The following is a 14400-nucleotide window of genomic DNA, read 5'->3' on the forward strand; positions in this document are numbered from 1 at the left end:
GCGCATGGCCGTCACCACGCAGGCACGTCCCGAGTCGCGCTCAACCACGACCAAGAAATGGGTCTTCCTCTTCGAAGAGGGCAACAAGGACATGCGCGACCTGCTCGGCGGCAAGGGGGCGGGTGTCGCCGAGATGACGCGGGCCGGGCTGCCGGTTCCCCCAGGGTTCACGATCACCACGGAGGCCTGCAACGCCTACTACGCTTCGGGCAAGAAGTTCCCCGACGGGATGTGGCAGCAGGCGCAGCAAGCGCTCCATCAGGTCGAGGAGAAGACCGACAAGCGGCTTGGCTACACGAGCAACCCGCTGCTGGTGTCGGTGCGTTCCGGCGCGAAGTTCTCCATGCCCGGGATGATGGACACCGTCCTCAACCTCGGGCTCAACCCGGAGACGCTCGAAGGACTGGCGAAGCTCACCAATGACCGGCGCTTCGCCCTTGACTCGTATCGACGCTTTATTCAGATGTTCGGCAAGATCGTCCTCGGCATCGACGCCGAAAAGTTCGAGAAGCGCTTGGAGCACGCTAAGGAAAAGGCGAGGGTCAAGACCGATCCCGAGCTGAAGCCGGAGCAACTGGAACGGCTGGTCAAGGAGTTCAAGGAGGTCGTCTTGAAGGAGAGCGGGAAACCGTTCCCGGACAATCCGACAGAACAGCTCCACGCCGCGATTGAGGCCGTCTTCTCCTCGTGGAACAACAAGCGCGCCACCGACTACCGCAATTTCAACAAGATTCCGCACACCCTGGGGACCGCAGTCAACGTCCAGACCATGGTCTTCGGCAACATGGGCCACGACTCCGGGACCGGTGTCGCCTTCACGCGCGACCCCAACACCGGCGCGAAGGTGCTCTACGGCGACTACCTGGTCAACGCCCAGGGCGAGGACGTCGTCGCCGGGATCCGCACGCCGCAGCCGATCGCCTCCCTCAAGAAGCAACTCCCGGAGGTCTACGGCCAGTTCGAAGAAACGGCGAACCAGCTGGAAAAGCATTACCGGGACGTCCAGGACCTCGAGTTCACGATCGAAAAGAAAAAGCTCTGGATGCTGCAAACGCGTTCCGCCAAGCGCACCGCGCAGGCGGCCGTGAAGATCGCCGTCGACATGGTCGCCGAGGGCCTGATCACCCAGGACGAGGCCGTCCAGCGGGTCGAGCCAACCCAGGTCGACCAGCTGCTCCATCCTCGGATCGACCCCAAGTCCAAGCCGAAAGTGATTGCGAAAGGCATCGATGCCTCACCGGGCGCAGCCAGCGGCAAGGCCGTCTTCGACGCCGACCGCGCGGAGGCGCTCGGTAAGAAAGGCGCGGCCGTCATCCTGGTGCGGATCGAGACCAACCCCGATGACGTCCACGGCATGATCGCGGCGAAAGGCGTGCTCACCGCGCGCGGTGGCAAGACGAGCCACGCCGCCGTCGTCGCGCGCGGCATGGGCAAGCCGTGCGTGGCCGGCGCCGAGAGCCTGAAGATCGACCTCGAGAAGCGCTTCTTCACGGTCGATGGGGTGAAAGTCGAAGAAGGCGACCTGATCACGATCAACGGCTCGACCGGCGAGATCATCCTGGGTTCCGTGTCGATGATCGAGCCCGCCATCAACAAGGACCTCAACACGCTGCTGACCTGGGCCGACGCCCGACGCCGGCTCGGCGTCTGGGCCAATGCCGACTATCCGCGCGACGCGAAAGTCGCCCGCAGCTACGGCGCCCAGGGCATTGGCCTCTGCCGCACCGAGCACATGTTCATGGAGCAGGAGCGGCTGCCCATCGTTCAGAAGATGATCCTGGCCGCTGACGAGAAGGAGCGGCGCCGGTGGCTCGCCAAGCTGCTGCCCTTCCAGCGCTCGGATTTCGTGGGCATCCTCAAGGAGATGCACGGCCTGCCGGTCATCATCCGCTTGATCGACCCGCCGCTGCACGAATTCCTGCCGAACTACGACGAGCAGCTGGTCAAGGTCACGACGATGCGCTTGAAGAAGGCGCCCAAGAAGAAGCTGGAGGCGGAAGAAGCGCTGCTCAAGGCGATCGAGGGGATGCGCGAGCAGAACCCGATGCTCGGCCTGCGCGGCATCCGGCTCGGCCTCCTCTATCCCGAGATCATCGAGATGCAGGTGCGCGCCATCCTGGAGGCTGCCATTTCGCTGAAGAAGAAGAACGTCGACGTCAAGCCCGAGATCATGATCCCGCTGGTCAGCCACGTGAACGAGCTGCAGCGCACGCACGAGACGGTGGAGCGGGTGGTCAAACAGGTCTTCGCCGAGCTGAAGACCGAGATTCCCTACAAGTTCGGCACCATGATCGAAATCCCGCGCGCCGCGCTGACGGCGGGGGAGATCGCGAAGGTTGCGGAGTTCTTCTCCTTCGGCACCAACGATCTGACGCAGACCACGTTCGGCTTCTCGCGCGACGATGCCGAGGGCAAGTTCCTGCTCAAGTACGTCGAGGAGAAGATCCTGCCGGTCAACCCCTTCGAGTCGCTTGATACCATCGGCGTCGGCCGGCTGATGAAGCTCGCCGTCGAGGAAGGCCGCAAGGCACGACCCAACATGGAAATCGGCATCTGTGGCGAGCATGGGGGAGACCCCGCGTCGATCAAGTTCTGCCACACGCTGGGCCTGAACTATGTGAGCTGCTCCCCGTACCGCGTACCGGTAGCGCGGCTGGCGGCGGCGCAGGCCGCGATGGAAACAAAAGAGCGGGACCGCTAGACGCAAACAACCCCCTCCCCCTGGGGGACTTTCTCTCTCCCCCTTGGGACTTTCTCTGCTAAGCACTCGCACTTTCTCCCTCCCTTTGCTCCCTCCCCGTTTACGGGGAGGGTCGGGGAGGGTTAATCCGCCGACTCAGCGACTCTTCAGCCTGACTTCAGCGCGTCATCCGACGATTGGCGCATGACCGAGCCAAACTCCCACTTGACCGAGTGGTCAAGCAGTGAAACGATGCGGGATACGTCGACTGCGAGCGCGCTGGTCCTGGGGTTCGGCTCCGGGAGGAGGGGAACATGAGTGTGATCGCGGCACCGAGCGCAAACGAGACAGTTCTCTACCGGTCCTCAGCCCAATTTTGGGTCTGGTCGAACGCAGAGGCGAAGCTTCGCGGCTTCGCCATCGGCAGCACCGCATTCATGGCCGGGTTTTTCACGGTCGCGCTTCTTCGGAAGTGGAATGCACAGCGAGCGAAGTGGCGGCAGATCGATGACGGCTGGGTCGAGTTGACAACGGAGCGGATCCGCCTGCAGTCGGCCGGCGAGGTGGAGGCAGGCGAGGCCCCATATGGGACCATTCGTGAGATTCGATATGAGGGCGACCGGGTTGCCGTCAATCTCATGGTTGGCGATCAATTCAAAATCCGGCCCACTGACGCGGCGCTCTTTCGGACGACCCTCGAGCAGGTCGCCCGCCCTAAGTTGTGGCGTGCCCTGCCGCTTGAACAGCCCACCTCGCAGGCCCCCGTCGTGCAACTGGAGCAGCGGGCCGGAGCCTTTAGCTTCGGAATACCAGCCGGTTGGACCCTCGTCGCAGACCTACAGAAGGCTTCCAGCCTGCTGCACGAGAACGTGGTTGCTGCGGTGGTCCACGACATTGGGTCCGTCGTGAACCCAAATGTCCGCGTCGCGCGTGAGGCGGGCCCGGTCCGCCGCGACGATCTTGAGCGGCTTTCCTGCGCCTTCCCGTCGCTGATAGTCGTGAATACTCCTGGTGGCGAGGTCATCGGACCACCCCGCCGGCTCGACATCGGTGGGGAGATGGGAATCGCGGCGACGATCCGCTTTCCCTCTCAGGACCTGGGAGGGCCCTGCCGCATCATGCGCATCCGAATCGCCCGCGCCGGCATCCCATACAACATCGAATTCATGGCAGACGACCGGCTCTTCGACACCTACCTTCCGGGGTTCGAAGCCATGCTTGCCAACTGGACGTGGCGCGACAAAGCGCCAGCTATTTCGAAGACGGCAACGCCCCGGGCGGCGGCAACGTCTGGCGGGTTGTTCCGAAAGCGCCTTCTCCCAGCTTTTGGCCTCTTCCTCCTCTCGTCCATCAGCTTCAGCCAGTCGAGCAGGACACAGGCCGCGACGGGGACGGTCATCAATATCTCGACGCTTGGCCCCAACCTTTGGATCGGGTGGGCCCTGGTCGCCGCCGCGTGGAAGGTTCTGTTGGCGAAGCGTCCCGGACTTCGCACCCAACGCTGGGGACGCTTTGCCGCGAGTTGGGCCGCAGCGGTACTTGCCGCCTCCGTCGCCGCCCTCTACTGGGTCACCGTACGCGGCACGAGTGAACTCTCCACGCCGCAAGATCAAAGCACCGCGCTGCTGTGGATCGGTGGCGCCGCCCTTGCAGCCGGGGTAGGTATGCGGTGGGCATGGAGCCGCGTTCTCCGCTTGGTTGCCCCACGATCGGCAAGCTAGCTCAGGAGGTCTTGGCGAGCGATCCCTGTCCCAGCAGATTTCCGCCGGCCTCGTCGTAGATCTTCCACTCCAATGCTCCGCCGGTCGGCGAGATACCAATTTCCTTCGCCTGGCACCCGGGTGCTCCGCTCATCAGGCCCCCCTGAGGCTGGGGTGCCAGTGAAGCGGAGGCACTGTTCGGGCTGTCGAGGACCAGGATGCCATGGCATGCCGCATTGGACTCCAGGCCAGGGAACCTGTATTCGCCGACGATGTCGCCGATCTTTCCGCCGCGGATCGTTGCTATCAGCGCATAGTCGCCTCCGCCAAAGAAATGTACTGATCCTTGCCAGGTACCGGCGTACGCGGTCGGCAAATCAAGTTGCGCCCCTCCTTGTGATAGGGAACCCTGACCAACAAAGGTCCCTCCCGGTTCCTCGTACACCTTCCAGTCAAGGGATCCCGTAGACGGGGTGATCACAATCCGCTTCGCTAGGCACTCAGGCGCCCCATTTATCAGTGGACCGACTGGCTTCGGAGTCAACTGCGATGAGCCACTGGAGGCTGCTTCGAGCATGAGGTTTCCTCGGCACACACTCGCACCCAGTCCCAAAGTCGGGTAGGTGTACTCGCCGACTTCGTCGCCAAGGTTTCCAGTTCGGAGCGTCACTTTCAATGCACGGTCAGCAGGTTGGGTGAACAAGTGCACGCTTCCAAGCCACGTTCCGAGTGCGCTCGCGGGTAGTGCTGAGAGTGTGACCGCTTTGCTCGAGGGAGCCTGGCTTGGCGATGACGTCGCGGCAGCGCTCGAGCTGGCGCGTGCCTGGGTGGTCGTGGCAGCTGCCTTGCTGGACGGCCGCGAAGCGGCGATCGCGACCCCACCGCCAATAAAGAGAATGAGTGCCAGCGCGGTAATTGCCGCTGGGATCCGGTTCCGCAATACGGTAGCCCAGAGCGCCGCCCTCGACAAACCGAGGCTGCTGCTGCGAGCCGGTGGTACCGCGACCGCAGGCTCTAATCGTGTACCCGAGAGGGCTTTGAGGAACTCCTCGGCGAGCTGAGTCGCCGAGGCCGGACGTTGATTCGGTGACTTGGCAAGACCGTGTCCGAGCGCCTGGTCCAGAGCTGCGGCGTTGGGCAGCGCCGGGCTGAGCTCCGTCAACCGCGGAGGCTCACGGTGGAGGTGACCCTGTATCGCCTCAGGTCCCGATCCAAAGGGCGGATGTCCGGCGACCGCCTCGAACAGCAGAGCCGCGAAGGCATAGATGTCCGAGCGCGCGTCGATGGCCCGCGTCTCGCCGCGGCACTGCTCCGGGGACATGTACGCAGATGTGCCCAGGGTTACCCCCTCTGCAGTCAGGCCGGCCTGATGCACCCAGCGGGAGATACCGAAGTCAGTGAGCAAGGCCGCATTGTCTTGCTCCCGAACGAGGATGTTGTTCGGCTTCAGATCACGGTGCAGGACGCTATGAGCATGGGCATAGTCGAGAGCGGCCGCGATATCGCGTGTCCAGGTTGGGAGGTTGGAAGTGACCTCTGAAGGTTTCGCCTGCAACCGCTCCGCGAGGGTCCTGGACTCGATCAGGTCCATGACGAGGAAGCAGGCATCACCTTCGATATCAAAGTCCGTGATCCGGACAATGCGCGGGTGATTGAGTTGCATGCCGGTTCGCGCCTCTTCACGGAAGCGCTCCTGCATGCGCGGCTGGGGAGCGAGAGGCGCGTGCATCAGCTTGACCGCGTGCCAGGTATCGGTTAAGAGCTGGCGGGCGGCGTAAACGGTCCCGAAGCCGCCAGACCCAAGCCGGCGTTCTAGCCTGTACTTTGCTTTGAGAACGCGTCCGATCCACGGATCGACTGTGCGGTCTGACCGGACGGTAGCGTCGTCCGGAGCCCGCCCAGCGTTATCGAGCGTCGTTGGAAGGTTTCGGTCGGCCGCCGCACGCCCGTCGTCTGCGCCGTTCACGCGTCAGATCCCCGCGTGCCGCGACGGAACGCCGGCAGGTAAGCCATGGCTGATCCCCGCCGCTAGTGTATCCACAGGCCCCTCTCTTTGCAATTAGGATGGCTTCCAACTGATGCAAGACCGTCAGCCCGTCCCGCTGCGGGTACGCCTGGGCGAACGAGAAAAGGTCATCACTGAGGCGGTTGTGATCGGCCGCGAGAGTGCACCGCCGTTCGACTGCTCTGACCCGCGGGTTTCTCGCCGTCACCTGCAGCTTCGTCCAGAGTCCGATGGATGGATCGCCGAAGATCTACGGACGCGCAACGGCACCTACCAGGCCGGCGAGCGAATCGGCAGGGTTCGCGTGGGCGCCGGAGTCGTCCTTCTCCTGGGCGATGCATCCAAGGGCATACCCATCGAGCTTGTGCCGGTGCCGTCTGGATCCAGGATTGCCGAGGCGACACCGACGCTGACGCTCGCGCGCTCCCGGGTCGAGGCGATTCACCACGCAGCAATTGATCTGGGACCGATGACGATCAGCTCGGCGATATCGGGGGACGTCACGATAGGCCGAGCGACTGACAATACGGTGGTACTCGCTGATCTAACCGTCTCCCGCCACCACGCGCGCCTGGTGCAAGCACCGGGCCGCACCCCTGAGCTGATCGACCTCAGGTCCCACAACGGCACGTACATCAATGGCGTTCGGATCGAACGAGCGCCGGTGACTGACACAGACGTCATCGGAATCGCCAATCATAGCCTCCGGCTGCGCGGAAACCGCCTCGAGGACTATGCGCGAGCCGACGACGTGAGTTTCGAGGCGGTCAACTTGAGCGTCCATATCGGTCCGAGCCAGCTTCTCGACGAGGTTAGTTTCAGTGTCCCACGACACACCTTCCTTGCGGCCGTAGGGCCATCCGGAGCTGGGAAATCAACGCTTCTGAGTGCACTCGCCGGATTCCGGCCGGCCGATCAGGGAACCGTACATTGTGGCGGGCGCGATCTTTATGCGTCCTATGACGAGTTCCGCCAGCGCATCGGCTACGTGCCGCAGGATGACATCCTGCACCCGCAGCTCACGGTTCGACGAGCGCTCCGGTACGGAGCCGAACTGCGTTTTCCGTCCGACGTCTCTCGCGCCGATCGAAATGGACGCGTCGATGAAGTCATCTCCGAGCTCCGCCTTTCCAGTCGAGCGCGGCAACGGATTGACCGACTGTCCGGTGGACAGCGCAAACGGGTTTCGATTGCCCTCGAACTGCTTACCCGTCCGAGGCTGTTGTTCCTGGACGAACCTACATCTGGCCTTGATCCAGGGATGGAGCAGGATCTGATGGAGCTACTCCAGCGGCTGGCCGCGGACGGCCGAACCGTGATCGTGGTGACCCACTCGGTGCAAAGCCTCAACCTTTGTGATCGAGTGCTCTTCCTGGCTCCGGGCGGAAAGACCGCCTATTACGGGCCGCCTAGAGACGCCCTGGCCTACTTCGGCAGGTCGGACTTCGCTCAAGTTTTCCGCGATCTCGAGCGTGGACAGCGTGACTTCAAAGAGGAGTTCCGCAAGAGTCCCGTCTACGACCAATTCGTGCGTCCGGCGCTCGTCCATTCTGAGTTCTCCCAAGAACGCCGCGCGGCAGTTCCAGCCCAGGCCCCGCCGCCCAGGCAGAATCGGTGGCGCCAGTTCTTGACGCTCTCGCACCGCTACCTGGCGGTCATAGCGAGCGACCCCGCGAACACCGCAATCCTCCTGCTACAAGCTCCGATCCTGGCTGCGATCATCCTGCTTGCCGTCAGTCCGGGCGGCTTCGATGCGGCCAACTCCAGCGCCCTCAACGCTGGGCTTCAGGCGATCCTTTTTCTTGTGGTAAGCGCGACCTACCTTGGCGCGGGAAATTCGATCCGCGAGATCGTGAAGGAGTTGCCGGTCTATACGCGCGAGCGAATGGTTGGCATCTCAATTCCCGCCTACCTGGCATCGAAAGTGATCATCCTCTCGGTGGTGACCGCGGCACAAGCCGGCGTTCTTGTCTGGTTGGGAACATTGCGTCAGGGCGGTACCGGCGGCGGCGCGCTCCTCCCTAACCTCCGGCTTGAGCTCTGGCTGGCGCTCGTTGCCACCGGCCTGGCAGCGATGGCGCTCGGTCTACTGGTCTCTGCGTTGACGAGCCGCGGTGACAAGGCTCTTACCCTGCTTCCCCTCATCCTTGTGCCTCAATTGGTGCTCACGCTCCCTCAGCTTCGCATTGACGACAAGCCCATCCTCGGACCGATCAGTTATGTGGCGAGCGCCCAGTGGGGTCATGCCGCGGCGGCCTCGACCATCCACCTCAATCAACTGATTTACCGCCGTGCCTCTTCCTTCGACCCGAGTCTTCCCGCAGGCGTAAATCCGGATCGTCCTTCAGCGGCGCTGGTTGATCGAGTTGCTCAGACTACGGACCTGGCGCTGACCACGCGGTGGCGGCACGACCCCCGGACCTGGATCACCGACGTCGGGGCGCTCGTTGGGCTATTTCTCGTCGAATTAGTGCTCGCCGGATATGCGCTGAAGCGCCGCGATCCTGCCCTGCTCTCGGCGTCGGCGCGTCGCCGGCGTTAACGCACTTTCGAGACGCGGAAACCGATCGGCGAGCTGATCGGCGCGGACGGCGGGAGGGCGGCCTCGAAGTCCTGTCCTTCGACACAATCAGCGTTTCGCCCGAGCGCGAGTCGAGCGGCCCGCTGGCACATCGATTCAATGTCTCCGCCTGACAGCCCGTCGATCGCGTCAGCCAACCGTTCGATGTCGATGTCTTCTGCTAGCGGAAGCGTTGCCGTATACAGCTGGATGAGTCTGAGGCGTCCTCCCCGATCTGGGAGGCCGATTTCGATGTGCTCGCTGAGGCGTCCGCCCCGGATCATCGCCGGGTCGAGCATATCGATCCGGTTCGTGGCGCCGATCACAAATACGCCCTCGAGCGGCTCGAATCCATCGATTTCCGTGAGAAGCTGGTTGAGAAGGATGCCCATGAAGCGATTGCCATCTGCTTGGTCGCTTCGTCGTCCGGCAAGCGCATCGAGCTCGTCGATGAAAACGATCGAGGGTCGGTGCTCGCGAGCCTCCTGGAACAGGCGCCGCACCCTCTGCTCTGCAACGCCGACCCACTTGTCCAGGATGTCGGCGACACTGATCGGGAAGAAGCTGCATCGCGTTTGCTCCGCCAATACTTTGGCAACCGTCGTCTTCCCGGTCCCCGGTGGGCCGAACAGGACCGCGCCGCGCGGCGCCTTAACGCCGAGCGCCTGGCCTCGGCGCGGATCTTCGATCAGCGTCTGAAGGACGTGCAGCGCGCTGATCGTCGCATCGGGCAGGACCAGGTCGTCCCACGTCTTGCCCGATGGATCGGTCGATTTCCGGCTGGCTGTACTGTCGAGCGCCGCGTCCAGGTCGGTCTGCGCGATCGCGCCACGTCCTGCCTTGAATGCGGACATCGCGGCCAGGTTGACGAGGCGCTCAAGATGTGCCGCAGAACGATCCTTGCTGCATTCGATCGCGTTGCCGAGGTCCAGCTCTTCCAGATTGGCGCGCCCCCGGAGGTGGACCTCAAGAATTTGCCGAATGGCCATTCCGTCGAGGCGTCCCACGGCTATCGGGTGATCGAAACGGCCAGGTACCAGCAGCGAGGCGTCGATCGCATTCAGGGCGGGCGCAGTTCCGATCAGAGCCAATCCATCGGTGTGGCTTGCCCGATCCAGGCCCACGATCCAGTCATCGGCGTCAACCAGATCGAGTCCCTCGATCAACACCACAACTGGCGCCTCCGCTGCCGCCGCTCTTAGCAGATCCTCAACCGCGGAAGCCTGGACACCGCGCTGACCCTTGAGCGTGAGGAATCGGCAGCCGAATTCGCCGGCGGTCGCAGCTGCCAGATAACTCTTACCGGTCCCAGGCGGCCCCCACAAAATGGCGCCTCCTTTCTTAAGACGAAGGCGCCGCGCCGCCTCCGGTGGTTGAAGCGCAAATTGCACGACGTCGCGTAGCTCGGCTTTCTCACGATCTCGGTCGCCAACGTCGGAATACTTCGGAAGTGCCACGTCGGATCGTGGGACGTTGGCTCCAGCGACCTGAGGGATCTGCAATTGGTCTAAGCAGTGGAGTAAACGGCTGCCAACGTCGTCGATCCCCAACAAGCTTGCCCGCTGTGGGTCTGAGCCAAACAACACCTGGCAAGCCAGGTCGGCCATTAGCGCTGCGTCATCACTTGTCATCGCGCTTTCCGCCCAGCTTGCCTCTGGGTGCCCCTTCAGCCAATCGCCGAAGGCCGACCTGAATCGCCTTATCAGATCATCCGTGACCGTAAGGGGCGTATCCGTCATGGGAACGAAGTCACAAGCCGGAGGCTGCGCCTGCATGTCCGTATGCAGAATCCGCACCCGGCGAAGGCCGAGCAATCCGATCTTGCCGTCGGTCTCGGACACATTCGCCTCTGTGGCGAAGATGGAGTACGTATCGTCAGTCAGGCGAGGAACGACCAGGATCGTCCGCTGGCTCGCCAAGGCATGGTCAAGGAGTTGCGCGAAGGTTGGATTCAGGTCGCGGCGGGCCCACACGATCTGGCACTGCGGAAAGAGGAGCTGGGGCAAGAATATGGAAGTCCCCCGTGCTGCCGCGGTAGACGCACCTGTTTTCGCTGATCCTCTATCGGCTGGGGCAGCGCCCATTGGACGCGTCACGTCCGGGTCCGCGATGCACAGAATTTGAACCTGACCCAGCTCAATCACGTCCCCCGCGCCCAGGCGTGCGCTCTGATCGGCGCTAAGCCGACGCCCGTTGAGCCAGGTCCCGTTCAAAGAGCCGAGGTCTGACACGAATAGTTCACCATCCGCCTGACGGAGGGCGGCGTGACGTCGCGACACCGACCTTTCCGCGTCCACGTCGGTGAGGTCGATGTCAGGGACGACCGCGCCATCGAGGGAACGACGTCCAATGGTCGAGACCTCTCGAGTAATCTCGAACACCCTGGGTCCCGCCTTAAAACGCAGCCGGGCGCTCACGCCTGGACTTCCTGGATGATCGTGGCTTCGAGCCAGTCTCGCCACACGAAGCCGTCTGGTAGCGAAAACACCGCGGACGTGCTGCCAAAGGTCAGGCTGTCACCGGAGCGCAATGAACAGGATTCGTTCGGCGCGAGGCGACGTCCGTTAACCGTTGTCCCGTTGGCTGATCCAAGGTCCTGGACATGGATGGTGTCATCCCGGTATATGAGCTCGGCGTGCCTCCTCGAGACCGATCGCTGAGGGTCGAGGCCACTAAGGTCGACGTCGGGTCGACCACCGCCGTCCCGCGAGCGGCGACCAAGCAGGCACTTTGGCAGTGTGATCGGGATTTCGATGGTGGAGAACTTTAAGACCGGGCAGGGGCCCACCACCGTCGAGGCGGTGCCCGCCGCGCCTGGTTCGGAGGTTACCCAGCCTGCCCGCGGGGCCTGAGTCAGGATGTCCTTGAGCAAGCCTTGGAGAGCGACGCTCGGCTCCATGCCAAGCTCGTCGATCAGCCGCCGCCGCGTCCCGTAGTAGACATTCGAAGCCTCTGCTTGGCGGCCGGAGCGGTAGAACGCCAACATGAGTTGGCCGCAGAGGCGCTCGCGGAGAGGATGCTCGGCGACCAGCGCTTGCAATTCGCCCACCAGATCGCGATGACGTCCAAGCGCGAGCTCGGCGTCGACTCGCGACTCGAGCGCCGCCATTCGCTTTTCATTGAACCGGGCTCGTTCGGCAACAGCGAATGGGCTGTCGCCGACATCCTCGAATGCCGGACCGCGCCAAAGCTCTAGGGCTTGCCGGAGTTTGCGAGCCGCAACCTCGGGGTCGCGGGCAATGGTCTGTTGACCCTGCTGAACGAGCAGGTCAAACCGATCTAGATCGAGTTGGTCAGCATCGACCCGAAGGACGTACCCGGGCGCCTGGCTCACCAATCGACGGTAGGGAGCGGTCCGGGTCAAGGGTTCCACCAGCTTTCGCAGCTGGGAGACATAAACCTGCAGGACGTTACTTGCGGTGTCGGGCGGGTCTTCCCCCCAAATCAACTTGATCAGCCGCTCGCTGGCTATAACTTTGTTGGCATTGAGCAGGAGGATGGCGAGCAAGGCGCGGAGCCTTTCGCCGCCGACAGGAAGGGGCCGATTCCCTTCCCAAACCTCAATCGGTCCGAGAACCCGGAATTCCATTTCCCTGCGTCTCGGCTCTCATTGTGCACCCGGCGAGCGGATCCATCAACTGAGGCATCATGCGAGGCACTGGATCTTCAGCGGGGCTTCAGTGCCGAACCAGTCGGTATTCAGCGCATGGCAGGATCGTGCTCGTCGCAGGGGCTACAGGCCCCGAAGCAAAAAGGAGGTCGCTGAAATGCACGATCTAGCGAAGACACGGAGATTCGGGGCCGCGACAAGATTCCTTCGAATCGTAGTGGCGGTGCTGCTGACGGGCAGTGCGCTTGGCGCGTTCTATCCAGCCACTCCCGCACTCGCTGCCAACAACACATTGCCTCTACCCGCACCGAACTGGTGGAACGGTACCTGCGATGGGAATCGATGGGCCAATGTTGGAGTCCCCGCTAGCCAGCTTCCATCGATCATCGCCCAGTGGAACGGCCTAATTGCTTGTGGGCCGGCGGATACACCTGGAACTCTCCCATCCGTCCAAGAGACCGCACCCCTCTCGCTCAATTGGGAGTGGCAGTGCGTTGAACTCAGCGAACGGTATCTCTACCAGCGCTTCGGGCTTCCTCAACAGCAGCTGAGTGGGGGCTCACAGGTCGTCGATGTCTACTGGTCGTACCTCCAGGCGCACAGTGGCGCTGCTCCATTGACGCTAGTTCGGCCTGGGAATGGTCGACTTCCCCTGCCTGGAGACGTCGTCAGTTACTCCGACGGTGGCTACGGGCACACCAACGTTGTCGTTGGAACTGGCAACGGAACCTTTACCACCATCGACGAAAATTTCAATGGAGGGACGACGGGAAATGCTACCTGGACAGCCACCGGCGGAAACGGCCAAAGCATCGTAGGCTGGCTCCACGTTACGGCGCCAGCAATTTCACCGGTCCGGGGAATTGCTTTGAGCTCCCCGGGACTATTCGGAACAGGAAAGGTTGGCTATTACGTAACAGGTGAAGGCCTCGTGCGTCCATTTGGCGGAGCGGTACCCGTCAAGGCAACCGGGCTGTGGTCTCCCGGGTCGGATATGATCCGGGGTTTGGTGCTCCGCGGCGACGGCAAGAGTGGCTATACGCTCGACTTGCTTGGTGGGATTCACCCGTTTGCCGCGGCTGGCGTGAAGATGCCGGCGACTCCGACGGTCACAGGTCTTTGGCCGAGTGGCGATATGACCCGCGGGATCGTCCTTCGGTCGGATGGCAGGAGCGGCTACACTCTCGATCTGCTTGGAGGGATCCACCCCTTCGCGATTCCGGGTGCGCAGATGCCTTCCACTCCGACCGTCACAGGTTTCTGGTCGAGCGGCGATATGACCCGCGGAATCGTGCTCCGGTCGGACGGTCTGACTGGCTACACCCTTGACCTGCTTGGCGGGGTTCACCCCTTCGCCGTCCCAGGGGTGCAGATGCCGCCCACCCCGACCGTGACCGGCTACTGGACGAGCGGTGACATGACGCGCGGTCTAGTGCTGCGCAGCGATGGCACGACCGGATACGTTCTGGACCTGAATGGGGGCATTCACCCCTTTGCCGCTCCGGGCGTACCGATGCCAGTCGTCCACAGCCTGTCCCAGGTCTGGCCCGGACAGGATGTGGCTCGCGGGATCGCTTTCGAGCAAAACCTCGCGATGCCAAACGGGACCGGCTTGGATGTTAGTGTCGACGGCAAGTTTGCTTACTTCTCTTAACGACCTTGCTCCTGTGCGACTCTGGGTGGAGGCGTCGGCCTCCGCCTTTCAACACTGATGGAGGGACGCGCTAAGCACGCGTCCCTCCCTCCTACTAGTCGCGACTCGTAGGGATGGTTGTCAGTGGTAAGAAATAGTCTCACTGAGCCGGTCGAGCACATCTTGCGAGAGGGCGGGTGGTTCCCGGGGCG

The 14400-nt window shown here is 62.9% G+C and carries 7 protein-coding genes; 4 read left to right on the forward strand and 3 right to left on the reverse strand.

Translation table 11 applies throughout. The features are described from left to right. Nucleotides 1-4: 4 nt before the first annotated feature. Entirely contained in the window at nucleotides 5-2701 is a 2697-nt protein-coding gene (gene ppdK / locus VHK65_03885) for a pyruvate, phosphate dikinase (GenBank protein ID HVS05290.1), read from the forward strand. Between the two features lie 293 nt (nucleotides 2702-2994). Further along, complete coding sequence (locus VHK65_03890; GenBank protein ID HVS05291.1) at nucleotides 2995-4401, forward strand: hypothetical protein; 1407 nt, start codon at nucleotides 2995-2997, stop codon at nucleotides 4399-4401. Nucleotide 4402: 1 nt separating this feature from the next. On the opposite strand, the gene VHK65_03895 is transcribed toward VHK65_03890, so the two are convergent. Next, complete coding sequence (locus tag VHK65_03895) at nucleotides 4403-6346, reverse strand: serine/threonine-protein kinase (GenBank protein ID HVS05292.1); 1944 nt, start codon at nucleotides 6344-6346, stop codon at nucleotides 4403-4405. A 112-nt stretch (nucleotides 6347-6458) separates the two neighbouring features. Here VHK65_03895 and VHK65_03900 point away from each other — a divergent pair, with 112 nt between their 5' ends. Beyond that, entirely contained in the window at nucleotides 6459-8927 is a 2469-nt protein-coding gene (locus VHK65_03900; GenBank protein HVS05293.1) for an ATP-binding cassette domain-containing protein, read from the forward strand. Here the strand turns inward: VHK65_03900 and VHK65_03905 are convergent. Continuing rightward, on the reverse strand, nucleotides 8924-10951 hold the full coding sequence (locus VHK65_03905) for an AAA family ATPase (protein ID HVS05294.1): 2028 nt from the start codon (nucleotides 10949-10951) through the stop codon (nucleotides 8924-8926). The genes VHK65_03900 and VHK65_03905 overlap by 4 nt on opposite strands. Before the next feature lie 407 nt (nucleotides 10952-11358). Beyond that, a complete protein-coding gene (locus VHK65_03910) occupies nucleotides 11359-12453 on the reverse strand; it encodes a BTAD domain-containing putative transcriptional regulator (protein ID HVS05295.1) in 1095 nt (364 codons plus the stop codon). A gap of 1096 nt (nucleotides 12454-13549) precedes the next feature. Here VHK65_03910 and VHK65_03915 point away from each other — a divergent pair. Then, nucleotides 13550-14209, forward strand: a complete 660-nt coding sequence (locus VHK65_03915; GenBank protein ID HVS05296.1) for a hypothetical protein — start codon at nucleotides 13550-13552, stop codon at nucleotides 14207-14209. Nucleotides 14210-14400 lie beyond the last annotated feature (191 nt).

Source organism: Candidatus Dormiibacterota bacterium, from assembly GCA_035544955.1.
Classification (GTDB): Bacteria; Chloroflexota; Dormibacteria; order CF-121; family CF-121; genus CF-13.